This is a genomic window from Lelliottia nimipressuralis, from assembly GCF_041464075.1.
In the GTDB taxonomy this organism is placed as follows: Bacteria; Pseudomonadota; Gammaproteobacteria; order Enterobacterales; family Enterobacteriaceae; genus Enterobacter; species Enterobacter nimipressuralis.
Genome location: NZ_CP167172.1, coordinates 4085587 through 4111830 on the forward strand (window position 1 = coordinate 4085587; position 26244 = coordinate 4111830).

The 26244-nt window shown below is 53.3% G+C and carries 30 protein-coding genes and 2 tRNA genes; 13 read left to right on the top strand and 19 right to left on the bottom strand.

Going from position 1 to position 26244, the window contains the following annotated elements; genetic code table 11:
* Positions 1-128: 128 nt before the first annotated feature.
* Positions 129-205, bottom strand: a tRNA-Met gene (locus tag ACB496_RS19565).
* A gap of 341 nt (positions 206-546) precedes the next feature.
* Between ACB496_RS19565 and argG the strand changes: the two genes are divergently transcribed.
* Positions 547-1893: an argininosuccinate synthase gene (gene argG, locus ACB496_RS19570; protein WP_100778752.1), complete on the top strand. Its 1347-nt coding sequence runs from the start codon at positions 547-549 to the stop codon at positions 1891-1893.
* 199 nt (positions 1894-2092) lie between these two features.
* Here the strand turns inward: argG and ACB496_RS19575 are convergent.
* The 6 genes from ACB496_RS19575 to rlmE all read right to left on the bottom strand — a co-directional run bounded on the left by ACB496_RS19575 (position 2093) and on the right by rlmE (position 7684).
* Positions 2093-2179: transfer RNA gene (locus tag ACB496_RS19575), tRNA-Leu, on the bottom strand.
* Positions 2180-2188: 9 nt separating this feature from the next.
* The gene (gene secG, locus ACB496_RS19580; protein ID WP_100778751.1) at positions 2189-2521 is read right to left on the bottom strand and encodes a preprotein translocase subunit SecG; all 333 of its coding nucleotides are present in this window, start codon (positions 2519-2521) and stop codon (positions 2189-2191) included.
* A 224-nt stretch (positions 2522-2745) separates the two neighbouring features.
* Positions 2746-4083 (bottom strand): phosphoglucosamine mutase, encoded by a 1338-nt coding sequence (gene glmM, locus ACB496_RS19585; RefSeq protein ID WP_100778750.1) that lies wholly within the window; start codon positions 4081-4083, stop codon positions 2746-2748.
* Entirely contained in the window at positions 4076-4924 is an 849-nt protein-coding gene (gene folP / locus ACB496_RS19590; protein WP_100778749.1) for a dihydropteroate synthase, read from the bottom strand. Before folP ends, glmM begins: the two co-directional genes overlap by 8 nt.
* Positions 4925-5020: 96 nt before the next feature.
* Positions 5021-6955, bottom strand: a complete 1935-nt coding sequence (ftsH, locus tag ACB496_RS19595) for an ATP-dependent zinc metalloprotease FtsH (protein WP_100778748.1) — start codon at positions 6953-6955, stop codon at positions 5021-5023.
* A 102-nt stretch (positions 6956-7057) separates the two neighbouring features.
* A complete protein-coding gene (rlmE, locus tag ACB496_RS19600) occupies positions 7058-7684 on the bottom strand; it encodes a 23S rRNA (uridine(2552)-2'-O)-methyltransferase RlmE (protein ID WP_100778747.1) in 627 nt (208 codons plus the stop codon).
* 126 nt (positions 7685-7810) lie between these two features.
* Here rlmE and yhbY point away from each other — a divergent pair, with 126 nt between their 5' ends.
* Positions 7811-8104 (top strand): ribosome assembly RNA-binding protein YhbY, encoded by a 294-nt coding sequence (gene yhbY / locus ACB496_RS19605; protein WP_095283563.1) that lies wholly within the window; start codon positions 7811-7813, stop codon positions 8102-8104.
* Between the two features lie 151 nt (positions 8105-8255).
* Here yhbY and greA read toward each other — a convergent pair whose 3' ends face one another.
* Entirely contained in the window at positions 8256-8732 is a 477-nt protein-coding gene (gene greA, locus ACB496_RS19610; RefSeq protein WP_100778746.1) for a transcription elongation factor GreA, read from the bottom strand.
* 246 nt (positions 8733-8978) lie between these two features.
* Here greA and dacB point away from each other — a divergent pair, with 246 nt between their 5' ends.
* Genes dacB through pmrB form a run of 3 tightly spaced genes read left to right on the top strand, consistent with a single transcriptional unit; the run spans position 8979 to position 12117 of the window.
* Complete coding sequence (dacB, locus tag ACB496_RS19615; RefSeq protein WP_100778745.1) at positions 8979-10412, top strand: serine-type D-Ala-D-Ala carboxypeptidase; 1434 nt, start codon at positions 8979-8981, stop codon at positions 10410-10412.
* 2 nt (positions 10413-10414) lie between these two features.
* Complete coding sequence (gene pmrA, locus ACB496_RS19620; protein ID WP_100778744.1) at positions 10415-11077, top strand: two-component system response regulator PmrA; 663 nt, start codon at positions 10415-10417, stop codon at positions 11075-11077.
* Entirely contained in the window at positions 11074-12117 is a 1044-nt protein-coding gene (gene pmrB / locus ACB496_RS19625) for a two-component system sensor histidine kinase PmrB (protein WP_371973316.1), read from the top strand. The genes pmrA and pmrB overlap by 4 nt, the downstream gene beginning before the upstream one ends.
* A gap of 36 nt (positions 12118-12153) precedes the next feature.
* On the opposite strand, the gene cgtA is transcribed toward pmrB, so the two are convergent.
* The 4 genes from cgtA to rplU all read right to left on the bottom strand — a co-directional run bounded on the left by cgtA (position 12154) and on the right by rplU (position 14996).
* On the bottom strand, positions 12154-13332 hold the full coding sequence (cgtA, locus tag ACB496_RS19630) for an Obg family GTPase CgtA (protein ID WP_100778742.1): 1179 nt from the start codon (positions 13330-13332) through the stop codon (positions 12154-12156).
* Between the two features lie 15 nt (positions 13333-13347).
* A complete protein-coding gene (locus tag ACB496_RS19635) occupies positions 13348-14313 on the bottom strand; it encodes a DMT family transporter (RefSeq protein ID WP_100778741.1) in 966 nt (321 codons plus the stop codon).
* 94 nt (positions 14314-14407) lie between these two features.
* Entirely contained in the window at positions 14408-14665 is a 258-nt protein-coding gene (gene rpmA / locus ACB496_RS19640; protein ID WP_004385076.1) for a 50S ribosomal protein L27, read from the bottom strand.
* Positions 14666-14684: 19 nt separating this feature from the next.
* Positions 14685-14996: a 50S ribosomal protein L21 gene (gene rplU / locus ACB496_RS19645; RefSeq protein ID WP_095284390.1), complete on the bottom strand. Its 312-nt coding sequence runs from the start codon at positions 14994-14996 to the stop codon at positions 14685-14687.
* Between the two features lie 257 nt (positions 14997-15253).
* Here rplU and ispB point away from each other — a divergent pair, with 257 nt between their 5' ends.
* Positions 15254-16225 carry an octaprenyl diphosphate synthase gene (ispB, locus tag ACB496_RS19650; RefSeq protein ID WP_102105489.1) on the top strand — a complete coding sequence of 324 codons (972 nt, stop codon included), beginning with the start codon at positions 15254-15256 and terminating at the stop codon, positions 16223-16225.
* A 227-nt stretch (positions 16226-16452) separates the two neighbouring features.
* Positions 16453-16740, top strand: coding sequence for a DNA-binding transcriptional regulator SfsB (gene sfsB / locus ACB496_RS19655; protein WP_100778739.1), 288 nt, complete (start codon positions 16453-16455; stop codon positions 16738-16740).
* Between the two features lie 63 nt (positions 16741-16803).
* Here the strand turns inward: sfsB and murA are convergent, their stop codons facing one another.
* The 7 genes from murA to mlaF form a co-directional block, all read right to left on the bottom strand.
* Entirely contained in the window at positions 16804-18063 is a 1260-nt protein-coding gene (gene murA, locus ACB496_RS19660; protein WP_100778738.1) for a UDP-N-acetylglucosamine 1-carboxyvinyltransferase, read from the bottom strand.
* Between the two features lie 50 nt (positions 18064-18113).
* Positions 18114-18368, bottom strand: a complete 255-nt coding sequence (ibaG, locus tag ACB496_RS19665) for a BolA family iron metabolism protein IbaG (RefSeq protein WP_100778737.1) — start codon at positions 18366-18368, stop codon at positions 18114-18116.
* Between the two features lie 125 nt (positions 18369-18493).
* Complete coding sequence (gene mlaB, locus ACB496_RS19670; RefSeq protein ID WP_371973322.1) at positions 18494-18787, bottom strand: lipid asymmetry maintenance protein MlaB; 294 nt, start codon at positions 18785-18787, stop codon at positions 18494-18496.
* The gene (gene mlaC, locus ACB496_RS19675) at positions 18787-19422 is read right to left on the bottom strand and encodes a phospholipid-binding protein MlaC (protein WP_100778735.1); all 636 of its coding nucleotides are present in this window, start codon (positions 19420-19422) and stop codon (positions 18787-18789) included. Before mlaC ends, mlaB begins: the two co-directional genes overlap by 1 nt.
* Positions 19423-19425: 3 nt before the next feature.
* The gene (mlaD, locus tag ACB496_RS19680; protein ID WP_100780811.1) at positions 19426-19989 is read right to left on the bottom strand and encodes an outer membrane lipid asymmetry maintenance protein MlaD; all 564 of its coding nucleotides are present in this window, start codon (positions 19987-19989) and stop codon (positions 19426-19428) included.
* A 4-nt stretch (positions 19990-19993) separates the two neighbouring features.
* Positions 19994-20776 carry a lipid asymmetry maintenance ABC transporter permease subunit MlaE gene (gene mlaE / locus ACB496_RS19685; RefSeq protein ID WP_100778734.1) on the bottom strand — a complete coding sequence of 261 codons (783 nt, stop codon included), beginning with the start codon at positions 20774-20776 and terminating at the stop codon, positions 19994-19996.
* A gap of 7 nt (positions 20777-20783) precedes the next feature.
* Entirely contained in the window at positions 20784-21596 is an 813-nt protein-coding gene (mlaF, locus tag ACB496_RS19690) for a phospholipid ABC transporter ATP-binding protein MlaF (RefSeq protein WP_100778733.1), read from the bottom strand.
* Positions 21597-21823: 227 nt separating this feature from the next.
* Here mlaF and ACB496_RS19695 point away from each other — a divergent pair, with 227 nt between their 5' ends.
* From ACB496_RS19695 to lptB, 6 genes are read left to right on the top strand one after another with little or no spacing between them, the layout of a single operon-like run.
* Complete coding sequence (locus tag ACB496_RS19695; RefSeq protein WP_102105490.1) at positions 21824-22801, top strand: calcium/sodium antiporter; 978 nt, start codon at positions 21824-21826, stop codon at positions 22799-22801.
* Positions 22802-22814: 13 nt separating this feature from the next.
* The gene (gene kdsD, locus ACB496_RS19700; protein WP_100778731.1) at positions 22815-23801 is read left to right on the top strand and encodes an arabinose-5-phosphate isomerase KdsD; all 987 of its coding nucleotides are present in this window, start codon (positions 22815-22817) and stop codon (positions 23799-23801) included.
* Positions 23802-23815: 14 nt separating this feature from the next.
* A complete protein-coding gene (gene kdsC, locus ACB496_RS19705) occupies positions 23816-24382 on the top strand; it encodes a 3-deoxy-manno-octulosonate-8-phosphatase KdsC (protein ID WP_102105492.1) in 567 nt (188 codons plus the stop codon).
* Positions 24379-24954, top strand: a complete 576-nt coding sequence (gene lptC / locus ACB496_RS19710; protein WP_100778729.1) for an LPS export ABC transporter periplasmic protein LptC — start codon at positions 24379-24381, stop codon at positions 24952-24954. The genes kdsC and lptC overlap by 4 nt, the downstream gene beginning before the upstream one ends.
* Entirely contained in the window at positions 24923-25477 is a 555-nt protein-coding gene (gene lptA, locus ACB496_RS19715) for a lipopolysaccharide ABC transporter substrate-binding protein LptA (protein WP_100778728.1), read from the top strand. Before lptC ends, lptA begins: the two co-directional genes overlap by 32 nt.
* A 6-nt stretch (positions 25478-25483) precedes the next feature.
* Positions 25484-26209: an LPS export ABC transporter ATP-binding protein gene (gene lptB, locus ACB496_RS19720; RefSeq protein WP_100778727.1), complete on the top strand. Its 726-nt coding sequence runs from the start codon at positions 25484-25486 to the stop codon at positions 26207-26209.
* Positions 26210-26244: the final 35 nt, after the last annotated feature.

A 26244-nucleotide genomic window follows, 5' to 3' on the forward strand; every position in this document is an offset into this window, starting at 1 on the left:
GGCTTTAGATAACTGAACCCTATAGCCGCAACTGCGGCCTGGAGCACTTTCTGAAAGAATTTTTTCAAATCCAGCTACGAAGGCTCTGAGTCTTCACAGTATATTTGAAAAAGAACTTTATAGGAAAGTGGTTGCGGGGGCCGGATTTGAACCGACGACCTTCGGGTTATGAGCCCGACGAGCTACCAGGCTGCTCCACCCCGCGCCTGAAACGTGGCAAATTTTACTCGTTTTGGGTAAAAAATGCAAATAATGCTGGGATTTGGTACCGAGGACGGGACGTAAAATCTGCATGCATTATATTGGTTAGAGCATTCCGCTGTCAACTCTGGTTTCCATGCGCTACGCTGAATAACGTTAAAGGCTTGTGTCTTTTTTCCTGTTTCCCTCGCAACAGGCAGCAGCACAGGATTTTTCACAAAAAATGCACGAATCTCTTCCGGTCATCGACAAAAGATGATTAAATGAAAACTCACTTATTTTGCATAAACATGCAATGAGAGCGAAAGCGGTCTCTAATCAGTCAATCAAGCAGGGTTTTATTTTATGACGACGATTCTCAAGCATCTTCCGGTAGGACAACGTATTGGCATCGCTTTTTCTGGCGGCCTGGATACCAGCGCTGCACTGCTGTGGATGCGCCAAAAGGGAGCGGTTCCTTATGCTTATACTGCGAACCTGGGTCAGCCGGATGAGGAAGATTATGATGCGATCCCTCGTCGTGCCATGGAATATGGCGCAGAGAACGCACGTCTGATTGACTGCCGTAAGCAGCTGGTTGCGGAAGGCATCGCTGCGATTCAGTGCGGCGCATTCCATAACACCACGGGCGGTCTGACCTATTTCAACACCACACCGCTGGGTCGTGCGGTGACGGGCACGATGCTGGTTGCCGCCATGAAAGACGATGGCGTGAACATCTGGGGCGATGGTAGCACCTATAAAGGCAACGACATTGAGCGTTTCTATCGTTATGGTCTGCTGACAAACGCCGAACTGCAGATTTATAAACCGTGGCTGGATACCGACTTTATTGACGAGCTGGGCGGCCGCCATGAGATGTCCGAATTCATGATCGCCTGCGGCTTCGACTACAAAATGTCAGTTGAGAAAGCCTACTCCACTGACTCCAATATGCTGGGTGCGACGCACGAAGCGAAAGACCTGGAATTTCTGAACTCCAGCGTGAAGATCGTTAACCCGATCATGGGCGTGAAGTTCTGGGACGAAAACGTCAAAATCCAGGCTGAAGAAGTAACGGTACGTTTTGAGCGTGGCCACCCGGTTGCCCTGAATGGTCAAACGTTCGCTGATGACGTCGAGCTGATGCTGGAAGCAAACCGCATCGGTGGTCGCCACGGGTTAGGCATGAGCGATCAGATTGAAAACCGTATTATCGAAGCGAAGAGCCGTGGCATCTATGAAGCCCCGGGGATGGCACTGCTGCACATTGCTTACGAGCGTCTGCTGACCGGTATTCACAACGAAGACACCATTGAGCAGTATCACTCCCACGGTCGTCAACTGGGTAAACTGCTGTACCAGGGCCGCTGGTTTGATCCACAGGCACTGATGCTGCGTGATGCTCTGCAGCGTTGGGTTGCAAGCGCTATCACCGGTGAAGTGACTCTGGAGCTGCGTCGCGGTAACGATTACTCCATCCTGAACACCGTGTCTGACAACCTGACCTATAAAGCAGAGCGTCTGACGATGGAGAAAGGTGATTCCGTGTTCTCCCCGGACGATCGTATCGGTCAGTTAACCATGCGTAACCTGGATATCACCGACACCCGTGAGAAGCTGTTCAACTACATCGAAACCGGTCTGCTCTCTGCCTCTTCCGGCAATGGTCTGCCGCAGGTTGAGAATCTGGAACACAGCGACAAGAAGTAATTCTTAATAAAGACATGCAAAAGGCGCCTGAGGGCGCCTTTTTTGTTGGCCTGATATTCTTTTGTCGGGCGGGTAAGCGCACTGCTATATGCCCGTTTTGTCCGGTGGTACTACTACGCTTACCGGGCCTGTGAAAACTGGGACTCAAAAGATACAGACGAAAAAAAAGACGTCTTTCGACGTCTTTTTTCTGGAATATTGGTACCGAGGATGGGACTCGAACCCACAAGCCCGTTAGGGCACTACCACCTCAAGGTAGCGTGTCTACCAATTCCACCACCTCGGTACTGAGTACTTAGTGCGGGATATCGCTGGTCGGCTTAGCCGGTTCAGCTGGCTGAGTCTGCTCAGTTTTAGACGGAGCACTCAGATTGTCCCACTCGCTTCCTTTTGTGGTCTTGTTGCTATTGATATTGCCAAGCGCCAGACTGATGATGAAGAACAGCGTAGCCAGAATAGCCGTTGTACGGGTCATGAAGTTCGCAGAACCACTTGAACCAAACAGCGTACCGGAAGCGCCTGCTCCGAAGGAGGCTCCCATATCAGCGCCTTTACCTTGCTGCAGCATGATCAGCGCTACAAGAGCGATGGCTACAATAAGGAAAACAACTAAAAGAGCTTCGTACATAATCAACCTGTTCCTTGCGGAGTTGCCGCATACCAATGCTTCGACCAATTTAGCAGGAATTGTGTTTCCCACTGAAGCGGGTGTGAATACTAACCAAAGCGAATGACCTTCGCAAGGGCAATTTCAGCGCATTGTATCAACTGCGGAAAAAAACAGCAAAAGCGCATCTGTCGGGCAAAATAAAGGCGACAAGCGTCGCCTTTTTAAACACTTACTGTATAAAGTTATGCAGCTTTCACCGCATCGGCGATTCGATGAGCAAACTCAGTAACCTGCTGCTCGTCTTCACCTTCGACCATCACGCGAATAAGCGGCTCAGTTCCGGATTTACGCAGCAGCACGCGGCCACGATTTCCGAGGGCAGCTTCGACTTCCGCCATCACCGTTTTCACGTTCTCATTTTCCAGCGGATCGCCTTTACCCGCGGTAAAGCGAACATTCACCAGAATCTGCGGGAACATTTTCATGCCGGTGCAGAGATCGTGCAGACTCATATGGTTGCGCACCATCGCGGCAACCACCTGCAGACTGGCGACGATACCATCACCCGTAGTGGTTTTATCGAGCAGGATCACGTGACCGGAGTTTTCAGCCCCAATGCGCCAGCCTTTTTCCTGCAATTTTTCCAGCACATAGCGGTCGCCCACTTTAGCACGCGCAAATGGAATACCCAGCTGCTTCAGCGCCAGCTCAAGACCCATGTTGCTCATCAGCGTACCTACCGCGCCACCGCGAAGCTGGCCCTGACGCAGTCCTTCACGGGCGATGATATAGAGGATCTGATCGCCATCGACCTTATTGCCTTCGTGATCAACCATGATGACGCGATCGCCATCACCGTCGAACGCAATCCCCAGGTCGGCTTTTTCAGCCAGAACGCGGGCCTGCAGCGCGCGCACGTCAGTGGCGCCCACTTCTTCGTTAATGTTGACGCCGTCTGGCTCACAGCCGATGGCAATCACTTTAGCGCCGAGTTCACGGAACACGTTTGGCGCAATGTGGTAGGTCGCGCCATTGGCACAATCGACCACAATTTTGAGATGACTCAGGCTCAGTTCGTTCGGGAAGGTGCCTTTACAGAATTCGATGTAACGGCCCGCTGCATCCACAATACGGCTGGCTTTGCCCAGCTCAGAAGAGTCAACGCAGGTCAGCTCTTTTTCCATTTCTGCTTCGATGGCCTCTTCGACTTCATCCGGCAGTTTGGTGCCATCGATGGAGAAGAATTTGATGCCGTTGTCGTAGAACGGGTTATGGGAAGCTGAAATCACAATACCGGCTTCAGCGCGGAAGGTGCGCGTCAGATAAGCCACCGCAGGGGTTGGCATTGGACCGGTAAAGGAAGCGGAAAGCCCGGCGGCTGAAAGCCCCGCCTCTAATGCCGACTCCAGCATATAGCCAGAGATACGGGTGTCCTTACCGATGATGATCTTACGCGAGCCATGACGCGCCAGTACCTTACCTGCCGCCCAACCCAACTTAAGCACAAATTCAGGAGTAATAGGTGCATCACCCACGCGCCCACGGATACCATCGGTGCCAAAATATTTACGATTACTCATAGCGTTTGTTTTCCTTCGCTGACAATGTGGCTTCAACCACACGCATAGCTTCTACTGTCTCTTTGACGTCATGGACGCGAATAATGTGAGCACCTTGCATAGCCGCGATCACCGCGCAGGCAAGGCTGCCGCTCAGACGTTCGCTCGGGCCAACATTCAGCAATTGCCCGACCATGGTTTTTCGCGACATCCCGACCAGCAACGGCAAGCCAAAATGGTGAAATTCCGATAAGCGTGCAAGCAGCTCATAGTTATGGGAGAGATTTTTACCGAAACCGAATCCCGGGTCGAGCAGCAATTTCTCTTTTGCGATACCGGCACGCTCACAGCGCGCGATTTGCTCAATAAAGTAGCGATTCACGTCCGCGAACACATCAGAATATTTTGGAGCTTCCTGCATCGTTTTTGGCTGCCCCTGCATGTGCATCAGGCAGACCGGCAAACCGGTCTCTGCGGCAGCCTCAAGGGCACCAGGTTCAGACAGAGAGCGAATATCATTAATGATGTGAGCACCCACTCTCGCCGATTCACGAATAACTTCCGGCTTAGAAGTGTCGACGGAGATCCAGACTTCAAAGCGCTGGGCGATAGCCTCAACCACCGGGATCACGCGTGATAACTCTTCTTCCACACTCACGTCCGCCGCACCGGGGCGCGTCGATTCGCCGCCGATATCAATAATCGTTGCGCCTGCATTGATCATCAGATTGGCATGCTTCACCGCGTCAATCAGCGTGTTATGCGTGCCGCCGTCGGAAAAGGAGTCAGGGGTAACGTTCAGGATGCCCATCACATGGGGATGTGAGAGATCGAGAGTCGTGTCCTGGGCGAAAAGTTTCATGGCTAAATCCCTGGTATTTTGAGTTATGCAGATAAGAAAAACCCCGGAGCAAGCTCCAGGGTTTCAGGTGAAGATAAATACATCTTCAGCGGTGACTTATTTGTCGCCTAACTGTTCTGACATGGTATTGCCCGGATTTGGCGTACGCGGTTCATCGACCGGACGCGGTGCACGCGGGGTGCCATTGTTGTCAGAATTATTGGAAGCGCCTGGATCTTCCCAGCCTGCTGGCGGACGCACTTCGCGGCGAGCCATCAGGTCGTCAATCTGCGGAGCATCAATGGTCTCATATTTCATGAGCGCATCTTTCATTGAGTGCAGAATGTCCAGGTTGTCATTCAGGATTTCACGTGCGCGGCCATAGTTGCGTTCAACCAGCGCCTTCACTTCCTGATCGATGATACGCGCGGTTTCATCGGACATGTGTTTCGCTTTCGCTACAGAGCGGCCCAGGAACACTTCGCCTTCCTCTTCCGCGTACAGCAGCGGACCGAGTTTGTCGGAGAAGCCCCACTGAGTAACCATGTTACGTGCCAGGTTAGTCGCGACTTTGATGTCGTTAGACGCACCGGTAGAAACATGCTCCACACCGTAGATAATCTCTTCAGCCAGACGACCGCCGTACAGGGTCGAAATTTGGCTTTCCAGCTTCTGACGGCTGGCGCTAATCGCATCGCCTTCCGGCAGGAAGAAGGTCACACCCAGTGCGCGACCGCGCGGGATAATGGTCACTTTATGCACCGGATCGTGTTCCGGTACCAGACGACCAATAATCGCATGGCCCGCTTCGTGGTATGCCGTGGACTCTTTCTGCGCTTCAGTCATCACCATGGAGCGACGTTCCGCACCCATCATGATTTTATCTTTCGCTTTCTCGAACTCCACCATCGACACGACGCGTTTGTTACCGCGAGCGGCAAACAGCGCTGCTTCGTTGACCAGGTTTGCCAGGTCAGCACCGGAGAAGCCCGGCGTACCACGTGCGATGATTGCCGCATCGATGTCCGGAGACAGCGGTACGCGACGCATGTGGACTTTAAGGATCTGTTCACGACCACGAACATCTGGCAGACCGACCACAACCTGACGGTCGAAACGGCCTGGACGCAGCAGCGCAGGGTCAAGTACGTCTGGACGGTTAGTCGCCGCGATAACGATGATACCTTCGTTACCTTCGAAGCCGTCCATCTCAACCAGCATCTGGTTCAGAGTCTGTTCACGTTCATCGTGACCGCCGCCCAGACCCGCGCCACGCTGGCGGCCTACGGCATCGATTTCATCGATGAAGATAATGCACGGTGCTGCCTTCTTGGCCTGCTCGAACATGTCACGCACACGAGATGCACCAACACCCACGAACATTTCAACGAAGTCAGAACCTGAAATGGTAAAGAACGGGACTTTCGCTTCACCCGCAATGGCTTTCGCCAGCAGGGTTTTACCGGTACCCGGAGGACCAACCATCAGAACGCCTTTCGGGATCTTACCGCCCAGTTTCTGGAAACGGCTCGGCTCACGCAGGTATTCAACCAGTTCCGCCACTTCTTCTTTTGCTTCGTCACAACCTGCGACGTCGGCAAACGTGGTCTTGATCTGATCTTCCGTCAGCATACGCGCTTTGCTCTTACCGAACGACATGGCACCTTTGCCACCGCCGCCCTGCATTTGGCGCATGAAGAAGATCCAGACACCGATAAGCAGAAGCATCGGGAACCAGGAAATGAAGATAGAAGCCAGCAGGCTTGGCTCTTCAGGCGGCTCACCTACCACCTTGACGTTTTTAGTCAGAAGGTTATCAAGCAGCTTAGGATCGTTCACCGGGATGTAAGTCGTGTAACGGTTACTATCTTTCTTGGTAACGTTGATCTCACGTCCGTTGATACGCGCTTCGCGAACCTGGTCCTGATTGACCTCTTGCAGGAAGGTAGAATAATCCACCTTGCGGCCATTCGACTCGCTGGGCCCAAAGCTCTGGAACACTGACATCAGCACAACGGCAATGACCAGCCAGAGTATTAGGTTTTTCGCCATGTCACTCAAGGGATTAACCTCATATTACAACTGTGTTAAAAACAGCGTCAGGAGACTCTCTATCCAGTGTCTTTCGAACGTTCGTCCGAAGTCAGCCGGTTATCATTTCCGCCCGGTCGCTACAATATACACTTCACGTGAACGAGCACGGGAAGAGTCCGGCTTACGAACTTTCACCTTCGCAAACAGGGAGCGAATTTCCTTAAGATACTCCTCGAAACCTTCGCCCTGGAACACCTTCACTACAAAACTACCACCAGGCGCTAGAACATCACGACACATTTCTAACGCAAGTTCAACCAGATACATGGAACGGGGAATATCCACCGCTGGTGTTCCGCACATATTTGGCGCCATATCAGACATGACAACCTGAACTTTACTGTCACCTACACGTTCGAGTAATGCTTTCAGGACTAATTCATCACGAAAATCGCCCTGAAGGAAGTCAACACCGACAATCGGATCCATTGGTAAAAGATCGCATGCGATGATTCGCCCCTGGCCACCAATTTGTGTCACAGCGTACTGTGACCATCCGCCAGGTGCCGCACCGAGGTCAACAATCGTCATTCCCGGTTTAAAGAGTTTGTCACTTTGCTGTATTTCATCAAGTTTAAACCAGGCACGGGAACGTAACCCCTTTTTCTGTGCCTGAAGAACATATTTATCGCTAAAGTGTTCCTGGAGCCAGCGGCTGGAGCTGGCAGAACGCTTTTTACCTGTCATTTAACTTTCCGTCCTGGTTCATCGTAACCTGCCTTTGACGTAAATTTCTACGCAGCTATTTGGCGATATAAGGGAGATGGCGGTAGAATGAACCGTTTTCAATCCCAACGTAAGCAAAAATATACGATGAATCTGAGTACTAAACAAAAACAGCACCTTAAAGGTCTGGCACATCCACTCAAGCCTGTAGTCATGCTTGGCAACAATGGTTTGACCGAAGGGGTGCTTGCCGAGATCGAACAAGCGCTGGAGCACCACGAGCTGATTAAGGTGAAAATTGCCTCTGAAGACAGAGACACGAAAACCCTGATCGTGGAAGCTATCGTGCGCAATACCGGTGCCTGTAATGTACAGGTTATCGGTAAAACGCTGGTGCTCTACCGCCCGTCTAAAGAGCGTAAAATCTCGCTGCCACGCTAAGAATATCCTGAATCGAACACTTTTTCAGTGTAAAACGAGGGATTTCCAATAGCAGGTGAGCAAAATGCCATGCTCCGTGAGTTGATAAAAGGCCGCTATGCGGCCTTTTTCCTTTCTTTACAATGTATCAACAACTGCGGTGAGATGCGAATTACAGGTACTCGACCTTAATAATTTCGTATTCCACTTCGCCGCCAGGCGTGCGGATAACCACCACATCGTCCTGCTCTTTGCCAATCAGACCACGGGCAATCGGCGAGTTAACGGAGATGAGGTTCTGTTTAAAGTCCGCCTCGTCATCGCCCACAATGCGGTAAGCCTGCTCTTCGTCATTGTCCAGGTTCAGCACCGTCACGGTAGAACCAAAAATCACGCGGCCATTGTTCGGGATTTTGCTGATATCGATCACCTGTGCATTCGACAGTTTCGCTTCAATATCTTTGATACGGCCTTCACAGAAGCCTTGCTGTTCGCGCGCGGCGTGATACTCCGCGTTCTCTTTCAGGTCGCCATGCTCACGCGCATCCGCGATTGCGGCGATGATTTCAGGACGGCGAACAGATTTCAGAAAATCCAGTTCTTCGCGCAGTTTTTCGGCACCACGTAAGGTCATCGGAATAGCTTGCATTTGTTATACCTCTTAAACATTCCTGTTGGGAGCGATTCACTCACTCCGACTTCCGGCCTCGCAGGCGTCAAAGCGTGTCACAGGTCGGGAGCAAAAGAAAACTGCCCGGAAGCAAAGTTCCAGGTCAGCAGCAATTTTTCAATTTGATGCGCATTTTACCGCGAAGTTCACTATGGGTCATCGTTTACTTTACAGGGCGTTGCACCGTAGTATGACGGTTTGTTTACGGGTTGTTAGCGCGAGATTATGCGATTTTCCAGATTTATCATCGGATTGACTACCAGTGTGGCGTTCACTGTCCAGGCAGCGAATGTGGATGAGTATATTAATCAACTCCCAGCTGGCGCTAACCTTGCGCTGATGGTGCAAAAAGTGGGTGCCCAGGCGCCGGAGATTGACTATCACAGCCAGCAAATGGCACTCCCCGCCAGTACACAGAAAGTGATTACAGCTCTGGCTGCACTCTTGCAGCTGGGGCCCGATTTCCGCTTCACCACCACGCTGGAAAGCAAAGGCAGCGTGGATGACGGCGTCCTGAAAGGCGATTTAATCGCCCGTTTTGGCGGCGATCCGACATTTAAGCGCCAGGATATCCGCAATATGGTCGCGGTGCTGAAAAAGTCAGGGGTGCAGAAAATCGACGGCAACGTGCTGATCGACACCTCCATTTTTGCCAGTCACGATAAAGCCCCCGGCTGGCCGTGGAACGACATGACTCAGTGCTTTAGCGCCCCGCCATCTGCGGCAATCGTCGACCGTAACTGCTTCTCCGTCTCGCTGTACAGCGCGCCTAAGGCCAATGATTTAGCCTTTATTCGCGTGGCGTCCTACTACCCCGTCACCATGTTCAGCCAGGTACGCACGCTGGCGAAAGGCTCGCCTGATGCACAGTATTGCGAGCTGGATGTGGTACCCGGCGATCTGAACCGCTTTACCCTGACCGGATGCCTGACGCAGCGTGCCGACCCGCTGCCGCTGGCGTTCGCTATTCAGGATGGTGCCAGCTACGCCGGTGCCATTCTGAAAGATGAGCTGAAACAGGCCAATATCAGCTATTCCGGGACGCTGCTGCGCCAGACGCAGTCCAATGAACCCGGCACGGTGATTGCCAGCAAACAGTCCGCGCCGCTGCACGATCTGCTTAAGATTATGCTGAAAAAGTCCGACAACATGATCGCCGATACGGTGTTCCGCATGATCGGCCATGCCCGATTCGGCGTTCCCGGTACATGGCGGGCAGGTTCCGATGCCGTTCGCCAGATCTTGCGCCAGCAGGCGGGGATCGATCTTGGTAACACTATTGCGGTCGATGGCTCCGGCCTTTCGCGCCATAATTTGATCTCACCTGCAACAATGATGCAGGTTCTTCAGTACATTGCGCAGCACGACACTGAGCTAAACTTTATCTCGATGCTCCCTCTCGCGGGTTACGATGGATCTCTGCAGTACCGTGCAGGTCTGCACGCTGCTGGCGTAGACGGCAAAGTTTCCGCCAAAACGGGTTCACTGCAAGGGGTGTATAACCTGGCAGGCTTTATTACCACGGCCAGCGGGCAACGCATGGCGTTTGTGCAGTATCTTTCCGGCTATGCCGTCGAACCGAGCGACCAGCGCAATCGCCGTATCCCTCTGGTGCGTTTCGAAAGCAGGCTTTACAAGGACATCTACCAGAATAACTAGCGATGAAATTACTCATTGTTGAAGACGACCTGTTATTACAGGAAGGTCTGGCGCTGGCGCTGGCCAACGAAGGATATGCGCTTGATTGTGCCGCCACTGCGGCAGAAGCTGACTCGCTGATTCAAAGCGGCGAGTACAGCCTGGTGATCCTGGATTTAGGGCTGCCCGATAAAGACGGCGCTACGTTGCTGAGCCAGTGGCGTCGCCGCGGCGTTGATAATCCGGTGCTGATCCTGACAGCGCGCGATGCCCTCGCAGACCGAATCAATGGCCTCGACTCCGGCGCCGATGATTATCTGGTGAAACCCTTTGCCCTGGCAGAGCTACAGGCTCGCGTTCGGGCGCTGATTCGCCGCTATCAGGGGCACAGTGACAATCTGGTGACAGATGGCGATCTGACGCTGAATTTGCAAACCCAGCAGGTGATGCGTCATTCGCAGGCGGTCGAAGTCACTCCGAAAGAGTTCGCTCTGCTCACGCGGCTGATTATGCGCACCGGACAAACCGTGCACCGCGAAACTCTCCAGCAGGATATCTATTCCTGGCAGGACGATCCGGGATCAAACACCCTTGAGGTCCATATTCACAATCTGCGGCGCAAGCTCGGTAAAGACCGCATCAAAACCGTTCGCGGCGTGGGCTATCGCCTGGAGAGTCAAAAATGAACAGCATGCGTCGGCGATTGATGGTTTTGCTGGCGGTCATTCTGTTATTTTTCCAGTTGATTAGCGTGATTTGGCTGTGGCATGAAAGTCGCGAGCAAATTGGCTTTCTGGTGAGTGAAACCCTGTCGGCAAAATCGCGTAACCAACATGTCGAGAAGGAGATCCGCGAAGCCATAGCCTCGCTGCTGGTGCCTTCGCTGGTCATGGTCGGTTTTACCCTGCTCTTCTCCTTCTGGGCCATCACCTGGATAACGCGCCCGCTAAATAAACTGCGTGTCAGTCTCGCCAACCGCTCGGCGGATAATCTCACTCCCCTGCCTCTTTTTTCCGATATGGAAGAGATTGGAGCGGTGACGACGTCGCTGAATCAGCTGCTTGCGCGTCTGGACCACACCATCAAGCAGGAGCGCTTATTCACGGCTGACGCGGCCCATGAGCTACGTACACCGCTCGCTGGTATCCGGCTTCATCTGGAACTCATGTCTCAGTCAGGCTCACCACAGGCTGCGACGCTGATTCATCGCATCGATCAGCTGATGCACACCGTCGAACAGCTGTTGATGCTGGCGCGAGCGGGGCAGGCAATGGCCAGCGGCCATTATGATACGGTCAACTGGAGTGAGCATATTATCGCGCCGCTGGCGTTAGAGCATGAGGCGAAAGAGCACAGCGTCATTTGGCCGCTTCAAAGCTCTCTGACCGTTCAGGGCGATCCGGTACTTCTGAGACTGATGCTGCGCAACCTGTTGGAGAATGCGGCGCGCTATAGCCCGGCGGGTACGACTATCACCGTCACGCTAACGGAGCACGACGAGGGCACCCAGGTCAGCGTCATCGATCAGGGGCCAGGCATTGACGAGGCGCATCGCCACTCGATTACCGAGCCGTTCCGTCGTCTCGACCAACGTTTTGGTGGCAGTGGGCTGGGGCTGAGTATTGTCCAGCGTATCGTGCAGTTGCATCGCGGCAATCTGACGCTGGAGAATGCGCCTGAAGGCGGGTTAATCGCCAGTTGCTGGCTGCCCTCCACTCTGAGCTAAAAAAAAGCCCCCTTCGAGAGGGGGCTTCTTAGTGGATTAGTGCTTGTAGATGAATTCGACACCTTCTTCGTCGTCTTCGTCCCAGTCATCATCCCAGTCTTCGTCATCTTCGACGTCAACTTCTTGTTCTTCGAGCTGCTGGCGATGATAGTCATCCCACATAAACTCAACTTTCTCAGGCCCTTTCACTTCTTCTGCCTGAGCAACTGGGTTTTCGATGATAAACGTCATCACATCCCAGCAAAGATCTTTCACGCCCATCTGGCTTGCCGCAGAGATCAGGTAGTATTTGTCTTCCCAACCCATTGCTTCAGCGATGGCTTTCGCTTTCGCTTCTGCTTCGGCTTTGTCCATCAGGTCGATCTTGTTAAAGACCAGCCAGCGCGGTTTAGCGGCCAGCTTATCGCTGTATTTCTCTAGCTCACCGATGATGATACGCGCATTCTCAACCGGATCAGAACCGTCGATCGGATCGATATCGATGAGGTGCAACAGAACACGACAACGCTCAAGGTGTTTCAGGAAGCGAATACCGAGGCCTGCGCCTTCAGCCGCCCCCGCAATCAGACCTGGGATATCGGCGACCACAAAACTCTTTTCGTTATCCATACGGACAACGCCGAGGCTTGGTACCAGCGTCGTAAACGGATAATCCGCCACTTTTGGTTTCGCCGCAGAGACTGCACGAATGAACGTCGATTTACCGGCGTTTGGCATGCCCAACATACCCACATCCGCCAGCAGCATCAGTTCCAGCTGTAGGTCGCGTTTATCGCCCGGCGTACCCATCGTTTTTTGACGCGGAGTACGGTTCACAGACGATTTGAAACGGCTGTTACCCAGACCGTGCCAGCCACCTTTTGCCACCATCAGACGCTGACCGTGTTTGGTCATGTCACCCATGGTTTCGCCCGTACCCTGATCGATAACACGCGTACCGACAGGCACTTTAATGGTGACGTCTTTGCCGCGTTTACCGGTACAGTCGCGGCTCTGACCATTCTGCCCACGCTCCGCGCGGAAAGATTTTTCAAAGCGGTAGTCGATAAGCGTGTTGAGGTTTTCATCCGCCTCTAACCACACGTCACCACCATCTCCACCGTCGCCACCGTCAGGGCCGCCACGAGGAATGTATTTTTCACGGCGGAAGCTAACGCAACCATTACCGCCATCACCTGCAACAACCAGGATCGTTGCTTCATCAACAAACTTCATCTTACTCTCCGTAAATCATTCGCCTGAGCGGGGGACAACTACAACCGCTTCACTTTTGCGCCAACGTCCCCAAAGACGATGACCAATGGCGGAATACATCGCGCCCGCAACCACGACAAACGCACCGAGATACCCCAACAGGTTTAACATCGGTTTGACGAAGAAATCGGGCCAGGCCATTGATAACAAATCTGAAAATAACAGCGTAAACAGCGGCGTGAGTGTAATCAGGGCACTCACTTGTGCTGCCTGCCAGCGCGCCATCGCTTCGGCCAGCGCGCCATAACCGACCAGCGTGTTAAGCCCACAAAAAATGAGGCACGCCAGTTGCCAGTCGCTTAACTGAGTAATCACACCCGGTTTCGCCAATGGCAGTAGTGCTATCGTACACAAAGTGTACAGCAAAAAGAGGATCTGCTGTGAGGCAAGTCTGCGCAATAACACCTTTTGCGCGACGCCGTAGCTCACCCAGACCGTTGCTGCCCCGACGCCAAAAATCACACCCCAGGTGTAATCTGTCAGTCGGGTAAAGATCTCAATCAGGCTGGTGTTAAAGAACATCACCAGACCACACAGCAACATGATTGCCCCGATGATCTGTGTGCCACGCATCTTTTCCTTGAGGATAAAGACGCTGGCCACCATCATGCCAACCGGTGAAAGCTGACCAATCACCTGAGACGCGGTGGGACTTAAATACTGCAAGGAAGAGCTGAACAGAATGAAGTTACCGAACAGACCGCCCGTCGCAATAGCCAGAAGCACCAGCCAGCGTGGTTTACGGAAAATCCGCAGCGGCGGCAGTTTGCCTTTTATCGCCAGAATCGCGCCAAGGCCGATACTGGCCATCAGAAAGCGATAAAACACCACTGTCGGCGGTTCCATCACTTCCAGGACCTGCTTCATTGCAATTGGCAACGCCCCCCAGCACACCGCTGTAGTGAGTGCCAGAAGAATGCCGATGCCAGCCTGCTGTTTCATGCCGGTTTTCCCTGCAGAAATTTTCCGGGTTTTCAATGTAAAAAGCCCCGCAACACGTTGCGGGGCTTTAATCCGTTACCGGACCACGAAAAACTTACTCAGCAACGATGCTGATGTATTTACGGTTGTTCGGGCCTTTAACTTCAAATTTCACTTTACCGTCTGCTTTAGCAAACAGAGTGTGGTCACGACCGCAACCTACGTTGTTGCCAGCGTGGAATTTAGTACCACGTTGACGAACGATGATGCTACCCGCCAGAACAGATTCGCCACCGAAACGCTTAACGCCAAGACGTTTAGCTTCTGAGTCGCGACCGTTACGAGTTGAGCCGCCAGCCTTTTTATGTGCCATTTAAATCTCTCCTCAGGTCTTAGGCGCTGATGCCAGTAATTTTCACATCAGTGAACCACTGACGGTGGCCCTGCTGCTTACGGTAGTGTTTACGACGACGAAACTTAACGATTTTAACTTTCTCGCCACGACCATGAGCAACAACTTCAGCTTTAATCACGCCGCCATCAACGAAAGGAACGCCGATTTTGACTTCTTCACCGTTTGCGATCATCAGAACTTCAGCGAACTCAACAGCTTCGCCAGTTGCGATGTCCAGCTTTTCCAGGCGAATGGTCTGACCTTCGCTTACTCGGTGTTGTTTACCACCACTTTGGAAAACCGCGTACATATAGAACTCCGCTTCCGCGCACATCCTCGTGTGATTCAGAGTGCGCTATAAATATTCACAATAGGGCGCGAATATTACGCAAAACGCGAGCCTTTGACAAGTGCTACCATCAATACATGAAGAAAAAAAACACAACGCGTACGCTAACGTTTATCTGAGCCGTTTTTTCAGTACAATCAGCAATACTATTGATAAACCGAAACCTTCATTAGCCCAGTAGTCATGCGCTAAACAGAATAAGAAGCCCGGCTTTTGCGATGAATTTAGAAAAAATCAACGAGTTAACCGCGCAAGATATGGCGGGTGTGAATGCAGCAATCCTGGAGCAACTCAACTCTGATGTTCAACTCATCAATCAGTTGGGTTATTACATTGTCAGTGGCGGCGGTAAACGTATCCGCCCGATGATCGCCATCCTTGCCGCGAGAGCCATTGGCTATCAGGGAAATGATCACGTCAATATCGCGGCCCTGATTGAGTTTATCCACACTGCCACGCTGCTGCATGATGATGTGGTGGATGAATCCGATATGCGTCGCGGTAAAGCCACTGCGAACGCCGCCTTTGGCAACGCCGCCAGCGTCCTGGTCGGCGATTTTATCTATACCCGCGCCTTCCAGATGATGACGCGTCTCGGCTCGCTCAAAGTGCTGGAGGTGATGTCTGAAGCCGTGAACGTCATCGCTGAAGGCGAGGTGCTGCAGCTGATGAACGTCAACGACCCGGACATCACTGAAGAAAACTACATGCGCGTCATCTACAGTAAAACCGCGCGCCTGTTTGAAGCTGCGGCTCAGTGCTCCGGTATTCTTGCGGGCTGCACCGAGGCGCAGGAGCGGGGTCTGCAGGATTATGGCCGCTACCTGGGTACCGCGTTCCAGCTGATTGACGATCTGCTCGACTACAGCGCCGATGGCGAAACGCTGGGCAAAAACGTCGGAGACGACCTGAACGAAGGTAAACCGACCCTGCCGCTGCTGCACGCAATGCGTAACGGCACGCCAGAGCAGGCAAAGCTTATCCGCGAAGCGATTGAGCAAGGAAACGGCAGACATCTTCTGGAACCCGTACTGGAAACAATGGCGATCTGTGGATCGCTGGACTGGACGCGTCAGCGTGCAGAAGAAGAAGCCGACAAAGCCATTGCCGCTATTCAGGTTATCCCAGACAGCCCATGGCGAGATGCGCTAATCGGGCTGGCACACATCGCCGTTCAGCGCGATCGTTAAGTTCCTTTTTCTCCCCGCGGCATTCGCGGGGAGTTTCAATAAGTTCCCAAAACACCCAATCTAATGTTACACATTCGGCTTACATGCCGTGTGTATAAAGCCTTGATATATTCTGAATGTTGCATCCTGTTATTCGAACTTTTTAGAACGACCGTTCGAAGAACGGTATAATCGCCATGTCAGTTCAGCCGAAATGACGTGGACGTATTTGAACCAGAGGACAGGATATGGATAAGAAATTTATCGACTGGCATTCGGCCGACATTATTGCCGCATTGCGCAAAAAAGGGACATCGCTGGCCGCCGAATCGCGACGAAGTGGATTAAGTTCTTCTACGCTGGCTAACGCGTTAACCCGTCCGTGGCCCAAGGGAGAGTTGATCATTGCCAGTGCGCTGGAAACGCAGCCCTGGATTATCTGGCCCTCGCGCTATCACGATCCCATTACCCACGAATTTATCGACAGAACACGCATGATGCGCAAGAAGACAGAGGGGAAAGAGCGCCAGAACTGACGCTTTGACTCAGACAGGAACAGCAACCCCCCGGTCAATATTGGCAGGGGGCTGCGGGAACGATTACTCGCCCTTCACACGCTCGATATTTGCACCCAGCGCGCGCAGTTTGTCTTCAATACGCTCGTAGCCGCGATCGATATGATAGATACGATCCACAATCGTCGTCCCTTCCGCAATACAACCCGCCAGCACCAGGCTCGCAGAGGCACGTAAATCCGTTGCCATTACCTGCGCACCAGACAGCGTTGCTACACCGTGGCAGATGACTGTATTGCTCTCGATTTCTGCGTGTGCACCCATACGGATCAGTTCCGGTACGTGCATGAAGCGGTTTTCGAAAATGGTTTCAGTGATGAAGCCAGTCCCTTCCGCCACCAGGTTCAGCAGCGTGAATTGCGCCTGCATATCCGTCGGGAAAGCCGGGTGTGGTGCCGTACGCACGTTCACCGCTTTTGGACGGTTGCCGTGCATATCCAGGCTGATCCAGTCTTCCCCGATTTCGATATCCGCACCCGCGTCACGCAGTTTTGCCAGAACCGCATCCAGCGTATCCGGCTGCGCGTTGCGGCAGATGATTTTGCCGCCAGAAATGGCAGCAGCAACCAGGAAAGTACCGGTCTCGATACGGTCTGGCAGAACACGGTACACACCGCCGCCCAGGCGCTCAACGCCTTCGATGGTAATGCGATCGGTACCCTGCCCGGTGATCTTCGCACCCAGCGCCACGAGGAAGTTCGCGGTATCCACGATTTCCGGCTCACGCGCGGCGTTTTCGATAACCGTGGTCCCTTCAGCCAGCGTCGCCGCAGACATGATGGTAACGGTCGCGCCAACGCTCACTTTATCCATCACAATGTGCGCGCCTTTCAGACGGCCATTGACAGACGCTTTCACGTAACCTTCTTCCAGCTTGATCTCTGCGCCCAGTTTTTCCAGACCAAAGATGTGCAGGTCGACAGGACGCGCACCGATAGCACAGCCGCCCGGCAGAGAAACCTGGCCCTGACCAAAACGTGCCACCAGCGGGCCAAGCGCCCAGATGGATGCGCGCATGGTTTTTACCAGGTCGTACGGTGCGGAGAAGTTATTGACGTTGCTGGCATCGATCCACACGGAACCATTGCGCTCCACTTTGGTGCCCAGCTGAGTGAGCAACTTCATGGTGGTGTCGATATCTTTCAGTTTCGGTACGTTCTGGATTTCTACCGGCTCTTCCGCAAGCAGTGCGGCGAAGAGGATCGGCAGTGCAGCGTTTTTCGCGCCGGAAATTGTGACTTCGCCCTGGAGACGCGTAGGTCCCTGTACACGAAATTTGTCCATGATGTGCTCTCTTATGAATTCAACCGTGCTGCGGGCTAGACACCCTCAGCTCAAAAACCGTTTAGCTTGCGATCGCGTTCCCACTCTTGCGGGGTGTACGCTTTGATCGACAGAGCGTGAATGCGATTATCTGCAATGTATTCCATCAGCGGCGCGTAGACAGCCTGCTGTTTTTTCACACGGCTCATGCCGTCGAAAATCTCACCCACAGCAATAACCTGAAAGTGACTGCCATCGCCAGTGACGTGGACTTCCTGAAGGGAGAGTGCGTTCATCAGCACTGTCTGGATTTCATGATTTTCCATGGGTTCTAAATCATCGGGTAGTGAAACAAGCCCAACATCTTAGAGCAAAGTGACGCAGGCTTAAACAGGCAAAAAGCCCCGACGATGAAACAGTCGAGGCTTTCAGAAGTAACGCACTGAAAATATTAACGAGGTAAAACGTCTTCGGGAAGATTATAGAGCTGCACCAGCGTCAGCACCTTTTCGCTGACCCCGGTTAACGTGACCGCCTGGCCCAGCTTTTTACCTTCAGCCACCAGATGGACCAGCAGCGCAACGCCTGCCGTATCCACGCGGGTAACGTGGGTTAAATCGATGAGCTTAACGCCCTGCATGACGTCATGACGCACATCCCACAGGGGGTTCAGCAGATCCTGGTCAAGTTCACCGGACAGCGCGAGTTTGTCGCCTTCACGCGACCAGCTAAATGGCTGCGTCATTACTTTTTCTCGTCCAGAGAAATTTTCTGGCTGGAGATCGATTTCAGCTGTGCGGTCAGGCCATCAATACCTTTAGTACGCAGCAGATCGCTCCACTCGTTCTGTTTGGTCGTGATCATGCTCACCCCTTCGGCGATCATGTCATAGGCCTGCCAGTTGCCCGTCTGGGAGTTTTTACGCCACTGGAAATCCAGGCGCACCGGAGGACGGCCGTTCGGATCGATAATGGTTACACGAATCGGTACGATCGTCGCGTCACCCAGCGGTTGTTCCGGAGCGATTTGATAGGTCTGGCCGTGGTACATCGCCAGCGCCTGGCCGTACGCCTGTTTCAGGTATTCACGGAAAGCGGCAAAGTAAGCATCGCGCTGCGCAGGAGTCGCATCTTTGTAATAACGGCCCAGCACCAGCGCACCCGCATATTTCACCTGCACATACGGCAGCAGTTCCTGATCCACCACATCGCGCAGGTAATCCGGGTTCGCACGAATTTTAGGTTGCTCGTTTTTCAGGCGATCAAAGGTCTTCTGCGCCGCCTCATCCATCAGTTTATAGGGGTTGCTCTGATCCGCAGCAACAGCTGCACTCAACGGGGCAATCACCAGCATGGCAACCATTAACAGTCGTTTAATCATGAATTACTTCTCCTGAGATGAATTCGTCGTGCCAGGGGTCGGCGCGACGTCAGTTTGGCCTTCACTCTGTGCAGAGGTATCGTCGGATTTCTTATCATCTCCTTTACCGCTGTAAAGGAACTGACCAATCATATCTTCAAGCACCATGGCTGACTTCGTATCCTGAATCACGCCGCCGTCTTTAAGAATAGACGTTCCCAGCTCAGGATCTTCAAAGCCGACGTTCAGCGCAAGGTATTGCTCGCCTAGCAGACCGGACGTGCGAATAGACAGCGAGCTGGTGTCCGGAATGTGGTTGTAGCGCTCTTCGATATCCATTTCGACGCGCGGCAGATAGGTTTTTTCATCCAGCGTGATGTCTGAAACTCGGCCAATCACCACACCGCCGATGCGCACCGGCGAACGCGCCTTCAGACCACCGATATTATCGAAGGTCGCATAGAGACGATAAGTGGGTTCAGTCCGAATGGAGGTGATATCCGCCGCTCTGAGACAGATAAACAGCGCAGCCAGAAGCGCCAACAGCAGAAACACACCTACCCAAATTTCACTTTTTCTTGTTTGCATGAACTCAATTCCCAAACATCAGTGCGGTGAGCACAAAATCCAGGCCAAGAACGGCCAGCGACGAATGAACCACAGTACGCGTTGTCGCGCGACTGATGCCCTCAGAAGTTGGTATCGCGTCATATCCGTTGAACAACGCAATCCAGGTCACAGTCACGGCGAATACCGCGCTCTTAATCAGGCAGTTCACCAGGTCCATGCGCAGATCGACGGCATCCTGCATTGCAGACCAGAAGAAACCAGCATCAATCCCTTTCCACTGCACGCCAACCAATGAACCGCCCCAGATACCGACGGCGACAAACAGAATGGTCAGCAGCGGCAGAGAGATCACCCCTGCCCAGAAACGCGGCGAGATCACGCGGCGCAGCGGGTCGACCGCCATCATCTCCATACTGGAGAGCTGTTCCGTCGCGCGCATCAGGCCAATTTCGGCGGTTAACGCGGAACCGGCGCGGCCGGCGAATAACAGTGCCGCCACCACCGGGCCAAGCTCACGCAGGAGTGAAAGCGCCACCAGCATACCGAGACTGGTTTCTGCACTGTAGGTGGTCAGCACCAGATAGCCCTGCAGCCCCAGCACCATGCCGATAAAAAGACCCGACACGATGATAATCAGCATCGACAGCACGCCGACATTATAGAGCTGACGAATCAGCAACGGGGAGTGTTTGCGGAATTCCGGCTTACCCACCAGCGCATTGAACAACATCAACCCGGCACGCCCGAACGTCCTGATGGTTTTTATGCCACGGTGTCCAAGGGCGGCCAACGCATTTAACAGCATCAGCGGCTTAACTCCCTATTCCCAGTAAATCGTGATGATAGTCACCCGCCGGATAACGGAACGGCACAGGACCATCCGCTATCCCGTCGAGGAACTGGCGAACGCGCGGGTCACTGTTGTTCTGCAGCGCCTGAGCACCGCCGTGGGCGACGATCTTTTTATCCGCCACAATATAGGCGTAATCCGCGATGCTCAGTACCTCTGGCACATCGTGTGAAACCACAATGCATGTGACACCCAGCGAGCTGTTCAGTTCTGAAATCAATTTGACCAGCACGCCCATGGTAATCGGGTCCTGGCCGACGAAAGGTTCATCGAACATGATTAAATCGGGTTCGAGCGCAATCGCACGCGCCAGTGCGGCACGACGCGCCATCCCGCCGGAAAGCTCTGACGGCATTAGTTTGGCCGCCCCGCGTAACCCCACGGCTTCCAGCTTCATCATCACCGTCGTTTTCAACAGTTCCGGGGAAAGACGCGTATGCTCGCGCAGCGGATAGGCGACGTTATCAAAGACGTTCATGTCGGTGAATAGCGCGCCAGACTGAAACAGCATGCTCATCCGTTTACGGACGGTATACAGGCGTGAGCGCGACATCTGCGGGACATTTTCACCGTCGAAAAGAATTTCACCGCGGTCCGGTGGGATCTGCCCACCAATCAGACGCAGCAGTGTGGTTTTGCCGATGCCGGATGGCCCCATGATCGCGGTGATCTTACCCCGCGGCACCGTCAGCGTGATGTTTTCGAATATCAATCGGTTAGCGCGCGAGAAGCTGACGTCACGGACGTCGACTAAATTCGCCATCGTTTGGCTCATTTAACGTTCCTTTCTTTCCCATCAAGGTTAAGCATGGCGCTTAATTCAGCCTTAAACCCGACATTTTTGCAGATAATTATCCGCTCAGGTTAGCGAAAGCTGGCATTTGTTTTACTTTTCCGGCGCATAAAGTCAAAATTAGGAATTCGTTACGTCTACAGACTGCATGCGGCGCCAGAGATTCATTCTCAGTGGACCGGCGAGTATACCTGAATAAAGGATTTTTGATGCTTTTAGCAACGGCACTGTTAATAATTGGTTTACTTCTTGTGGTCTACAGTGCTGACCGTTTGGTTTTCGCCGCATCCATCCTGTGCAGACTCTTTGGGATACCGCCGCTGATTATTGGCATGACGGTGGTGAGCGTCGGCACATCGCTTCCGGAAATTATTGTCTCTGTTTCCGCGTCGCTCCATGGCCAGGTTGATCTCGCCATTGGTACCGCGATCGGCTCAAATATCGTTAATATTTTATTGATCCTTGGCCTTGCCGCACTGCTGCATCCATTTCGCGTGGATTCTGATGTTCTGCGCCGCGAATTGCCGCTAATGTTAATTGTCAGCCTGCTGGCAGGCTATGTGCTTTATGATGGGCAACTGACCTTCGACGACGGTATTTTACTGCTGGCGCTGGCGATCATCTGGCTGCTCTATATCGTCAAGATTGCCCGGCTGGCGGAAAAACAGGGGAATGATAGCCTGACGCGTGAGCAGGTGGCTGAACTTCCGCGTGAAGGCACTCTGCCCGTTGCCCTGCTGTGGCTTGGCGTGGCGCTGATTATTATGCCGATGGCCACCCGCATGGTCGTCGACAACGCCACGGTACTGGCCAACTACTTCGCGATTAGCGAACTGACGATTGGCCTGACGGTAATTGCGATCGGTACCAGCCTGCCAGAACTGGCCACGGCGATCGCGGGCGCACGGAAAGGCGAAGGTGATATCGCAATTGGCAATATCATTGGCTCGAATATCTTCAACATCGCTATCGTTATGGGTTTACCCGCACTGATTGCGCCAGGGGCATTTAACCCGCTGGCCTTCTCCCGCGATTACGGTGTGATGCTGTTCGTCAGCGTGATTTTCGCCCTGCTCTGCTGGCGGCGGAAGCAGCAAATAGGCAAAGGGGCGGGCGCCTTACTGACAGGTGGTTTTATCGTATGGATGGCGATGCTGTACTGGCTGTCGCCTCTTCTCTCTGGGTAAACGGAAACGCATTATGTCGCAAATAGAATTGCAGCCGGGTTTTGACTTTCAGAAAGCAGGCAAAAAAGTTCTGGAGATTGAACGTGAAGGTCTGGCGCAGTTAGATCAATACATAAATCAGGACTTTAGTCAGGCATGTGAGCAAATTGCCGCCTGCACCGGTAAAGTCGTGGTGATGGGGATGGGCAAATCCGGTCACATCGGTCGTAAGATGGCCGCGACCTTCGCCAGTACCGGCACGTCGTCCTTCTTCGTCCATCCGGGTGAAGCCGCCCATGGCGATCTCGGAATGGTCACGCCGCAGGACGTGGTGATTGCGCTGTCTAACTCCGGTGAATCGAACGAAATCCTGGCGCTGATCCCGGTGCTCAAGCGCCTGCACGTTCCCCTCATTTGCATGACCAGTCGCCCGGAGAGCAGCATGGCGCGCGCGGCGGATATTCACCTGTGCGTGAAAGTCCCGCAAGAGGCCTGCCCGCTCGGCCTGGCACCGACGTCCAGCACCACTGCGGCGCTGGTGATGGGCGATGCCCTCGCCGTGGCACTGCTCGAAGCACGTGGTTTTACCCCCGAAGATTTTGCCCTCTCTCACCCAGGCGGCGCGCTCGGACGTAAACTTCTGCTGCGCGTGAATGATATTATGCACACCGGCGCGGAAATCCCGCACGTCAGCAAAGATGCCTCGCTGCGTGATGCGCTGCTGGAAATCACCCGTAAAAATCTCGGTATGACGGTCATTTGCGACGACCTGATGAAGATCGAAGGGATCTTCACCGACGGTGATTTACGTCGCGTCTTCGATATGGGCGTTGACGTGCGCACGCTGGGCATTGCAGATGTAATGACCCCCGGCGGAATTCGGGTCCGGCCTGGTACGCTGGCGGTGGAAGTTTTGAACCTGATGCAGTCCCGTCATATTACCTCAGCCATGGTTGCCGATGGCGACCAACTGCTGGGTGTGGTACATATGCATGATCTTCTGCGCGCAGGCGTAGTGTAATGAAGGATAAGACAATGAGTAATGCGGGTGCATCCCTTGCAACCTGTTATGGCCCGGTCAGTACGCAGATGATGGCAAAGGCGGAAAACATCCGTCTGCTTATTCTGGATGTGGATGGTGTGCTGTCCGATGGCTTAATTTTTATGGGCAATAACGGCGAAGAGCTGAAGGCATTCAACGTGCGCGACGGCTACGGAATTCGCTGTGCGATCACATCCGGCATCGAAGTTGCTATCATCACCGGGCGTAAGGCTAAACTGGTAGAAGATCGCTGCGAAACATTAGGCATTACCCATTTGTATCAGGGGCAATCCGACAAAATGGTCGCGTTCCGGGATTTGCTGGCGAAGCTTGCCATCGCCCCTGAAAACGTCGCCTACGTAGGAGACGATCTGATCGACTGGCCGGTCATGGCTGAAGTCGGGTTGAGCATCGCCGTGGCGGATGCCCATCCTTTGCTGATCCCGCGCGCTGACTATGTCACCCGGATCAACGGCGGTCGCGGCGCCGTTCGTGAAGTCTGCGATTTGTTACTGCTGGCGCAGGGCAAGCTTGATGAGGCCAAAGGGCAATCGATATGAGTAAAACCAGACGTTGGGTTATCATTCTGCTTTCACTGGCCGTACTGGTTCTGATTGGCGTGAATCTCGCCGACCAGGACGACACGCCGGATGAAGTGGTCAGCACCAATGATCCAACCTACAAAAGCGACCACAGCGACACCGTGGTTTACAGCCCTGAAGGCGCCCTGAACTATCGCCTGATTGCGCAGCATGTAGAGTATTTTTCCGATGATGGCATCTCGTGGTTCACCCGGCCGGTGATGACCACATTTGATACCAACAAAATTCCAACGTGGTCGATTAAATCTGACAGAGCAAAATTGACGAATGACCGTATGCTTTATTTGTATGGTCATGTTGAAGTCAACGCCCTGACGCCAGATTCTCAACTGCGCAAAATTACTACGGATAATGCCCAGATCAACCTGGTCACCCAGGATGTCACGTCTCAGGATCTGGTGACGTTATACGGCACAACATTTAATTCCAGCGGTCTAAGAATGCGCGGGAACTTACGCAGCAAAAACGCCGAGCTGATTGAAAAGGTTAGAACCTCCTATGAAATTCAAAACAAACAAACTCAGCCTTAACTTTATCATTGCCAGCGCGCTGCTGGCCGCCAGTCTCCCCGCGCTTGCTGTTACGGGCGACACTGAGCAGCCTATCCATATCGAATCTGACACTCAGTCGCTTGATATGCAGGGTAACGTCGTGACCTTTACCGGCAACGTCGTCATGACCCAGGGCACAATCAAAATCAATGCCGACAAAGTGGTTGTCACCCGTCCGGGCGGCGAGCAGGGCAAAGAGATTATTGATGGCTACGGTAATCCGGCCACCTTCTATCAGATGCAGGATAACGGCAAGCCGGTGAAAGGCCGCGCCTCTCATATGCACTACGAGCTGGCTAAAGATCTCGTCATCCTGACCGGCAATGCCTATCTGGAACAGCTGGATAGCAACATCACCGGCGATAAGATCACTTATCTGGTGAAAGAGCAGAAAATGCAGGCTTTCAGCGAAAAAGGTAAGCGCGTCACTACCGTTCTGGTTCCGTCTCAGCTGCAGGACAAGAACAAAGACCAGGCCCCGGCACAGAAAAAGAGTAACTAATTCGTTATGGCAACATTAACTGCAAAGAACCTCGCCAAAGCCTATAAAGGCCGCCGCGTCGTGGAAGATGTCAGTCTGACCGTAAACTCCGGCGAAATCGTGGGCCTGTTAGGCCCAAACGGTGCGGGCAAAACCACCACCTTTTACATGGTGGTCGGCATCGTTTCACGCGATGCGGGCAACATTATCATTGATGATGAAGACATCAGCCTGCTGCCACTGCATGCGCGCGCGCGTCGTGGTATTGGCTATCTGCCGCAGGAAGCGTCGATTTTCCGTCGTCTGAGCGTGTTCGACAACCTGATGGCCGTGCTGCAAATCCGTGACGATTTGACCTCCGAGCAGCGTCAGGATCGTGCCAACGAGCTGATGGAAGAGTTCCACATCGAACATCTGCGCGACAGCCTCGGTCAGGCGCTGTCCGGTGGTGAACGCCGCCGCGTGGAAATCGCCCGTGCGCTTGCCGCGAATCCAAAATTTATCCTGCTGGATGAACCTTTTGCGGGCGTTGACCCTATCTCCGTCATCGACATCAAACGTATTATCGAGCATTTGCGCGACAGCGGCCTCGGTGTGCTCATCACGGACCACAACGTACGTGAAACGCTGGCAGTTTGTGAACGCGCTTATATCGTCAGCCAGGGCCATTTAATCGCCCACGGCACGCCACTCGAAATCCTCGAAGACGAGCATGTGAAGCGTGTGTACCTTGGGGAAGACTTCAGACTCTGATAGGGTAGAGGTTAAGTCACGCCAAAGCGGGGAAA

Bases quoted from the DNA above. Each gene is read 5' to 3' on its own strand.
- lptA (WP_100778728.1), top strand. From the start codon at position 24,923: ATGAAATTCAAAACAAACAAACTCAGCCTTAACTTTATCATTGCCAGC.
- cgtA (WP_100778742.1), bottom strand. From the start codon at position 13,332: ATGAAGTTTGTTGATGAAGCAACGATCCTGGTTGTTGCAGGTGATGGC.
- lptC (WP_100778729.1), top strand. From the start codon at position 24,379: ATGAGTAAAACCAGACGTTGGGTTATCATTCTGCTTTCACTGGCCGTA.
- dacB (WP_100778745.1), top strand. From the start codon at position 8,979: ATGCGATTTTCCAGATTTATCATCGGATTGACTACCAGTGTGGCGTTC.
- mlaE (WP_100778734.1), bottom strand. From the start codon at position 20,776: ATGCTGTTAAATGCGTTGGCCGCCCTTGGACACCGTGGCATAAAAACC.
- pmrB (WP_371973316.1), top strand. From the start codon at position 11,074: ATGAACAGCATGCGTCGGCGATTGATGGTTTTGCTGGCGGTCATTCTG.
- yhbY (WP_095283563.1), top strand. From the start codon at position 7,811: ATGAATCTGAGTACTAAACAAAAACAGCACCTTAAAGGTCTGGCACAT.
- sfsB (WP_100778739.1), top strand. From the start codon at position 16,453: ATGGATAAGAAATTTATCGACTGGCATTCGGCCGACATTATTGCCGCA.
- rplU (WP_095284390.1), bottom strand. From the start codon at position 14,996: ATGTACGCGGTTTTCCAAAGTGGTGGTAAACAACACCGAGTAAGCGAA.
- lptB (WP_100778727.1), top strand. From the start codon at position 25,484: ATGGCAACATTAACTGCAAAGAACCTCGCCAAAGCCTATAAAGGCCGC.
- mlaF (WP_100778733.1), bottom strand. From the start codon at position 21,596: ATGAGCCAAACGATGGCGAATTTAGTCGACGTCCGTGACGTCAGCTTC.
- greA (WP_100778746.1), bottom strand. From the start codon at position 8,732: ATGCAAGCTATTCCGATGACCTTACGTGGTGCCGAAAAACTGCGCGAA.
- pmrA (WP_100778744.1), top strand. From the start codon at position 10,415: ATGAAATTACTCATTGTTGAAGACGACCTGTTATTACAGGAAGGTCTG.
- argG (WP_100778752.1), top strand. From the start codon at position 547: ATGACGACGATTCTCAAGCATCTTCCGGTAGGACAACGTATTGGCATC.
- rpmA (WP_004385076.1), bottom strand. From the start codon at position 14,665: ATGGCACATAAAAAGGCTGGCGGCTCAACTCGTAACGGTCGCGACTCA.
- ispB (WP_102105489.1), top strand. From the start codon at position 15,254: ATGAATTTAGAAAAAATCAACGAGTTAACCGCGCAAGATATGGCGGGT.
- kdsD (WP_100778731.1), top strand. From the start codon at position 22,815: ATGTCGCAAATAGAATTGCAGCCGGGTTTTGACTTTCAGAAAGCAGGC.
- mlaB (WP_371973322.1), bottom strand. From the start codon at position 18,787: ATGACGCAGCCATTTAGCTGGTCGCGTGAAGGCGACAAACTCGCGCTG.
- glmM (WP_100778750.1), bottom strand. From the start codon at position 4,083: ATGAGTAATCGTAAATATTTTGGCACCGATGGTATCCGTGGGCGCGTG.
- mlaC (WP_100778735.1), bottom strand. From the start codon at position 19,422: ATGATTAAACGACTGTTAATGGTTGCCATGCTGGTGATTGCCCCGTTG.
- folP (WP_100778749.1), bottom strand. From the start codon at position 4,924: ATGAAACTTTTCGCCCAGGACACGACTCTCGATCTCTCACATCCCCAT.
- ftsH (WP_100778748.1), bottom strand. From the start codon at position 6,955: ATGGCGAAAAACCTAATACTCTGGCTGGTCATTGCCGTTGTGCTGATG.
- secG (WP_100778751.1), bottom strand. From the start codon at position 2,521: ATGTACGAAGCTCTTTTAGTTGTTTTCCTTATTGTAGCCATCGCTCTT.
- ibaG (WP_100778737.1), bottom strand. From the start codon at position 18,368: ATGGAAAATCATGAAATCCAGACAGTGCTGATGAACGCACTCTCCCTT.
- ACB496_RS19695 (WP_102105490.1), top strand. From the start codon at position 21,824: ATGCTTTTAGCAACGGCACTGTTAATAATTGGTTTACTTCTTGTGGTC.
- mlaD (WP_100780811.1), bottom strand. From the start codon at position 19,989: ATGCAAACAAGAAAAAGTGAAATTTGGGTAGGTGTGTTTCTGCTGTTG.
- murA (WP_100778738.1), bottom strand. From the start codon at position 18,063: ATGGACAAATTTCGTGTACAGGGACCTACGCGTCTCCAGGGCGAAGTC.
- ACB496_RS19635 (WP_100778741.1), bottom strand. From the start codon at position 14,313: ATGAAACAGCAGGCTGGCATCGGCATTCTTCTGGCACTCACTACAGCG.
- rlmE (WP_100778747.1), bottom strand. From the start codon at position 7,684: ATGACAGGTAAAAAGCGTTCTGCCAGCTCCAGCCGCTGGCTCCAGGAA.
- kdsC (WP_102105492.1), top strand. From the start codon at position 23,816: ATGAGTAATGCGGGTGCATCCCTTGCAACCTGTTATGGCCCGGTCAGT.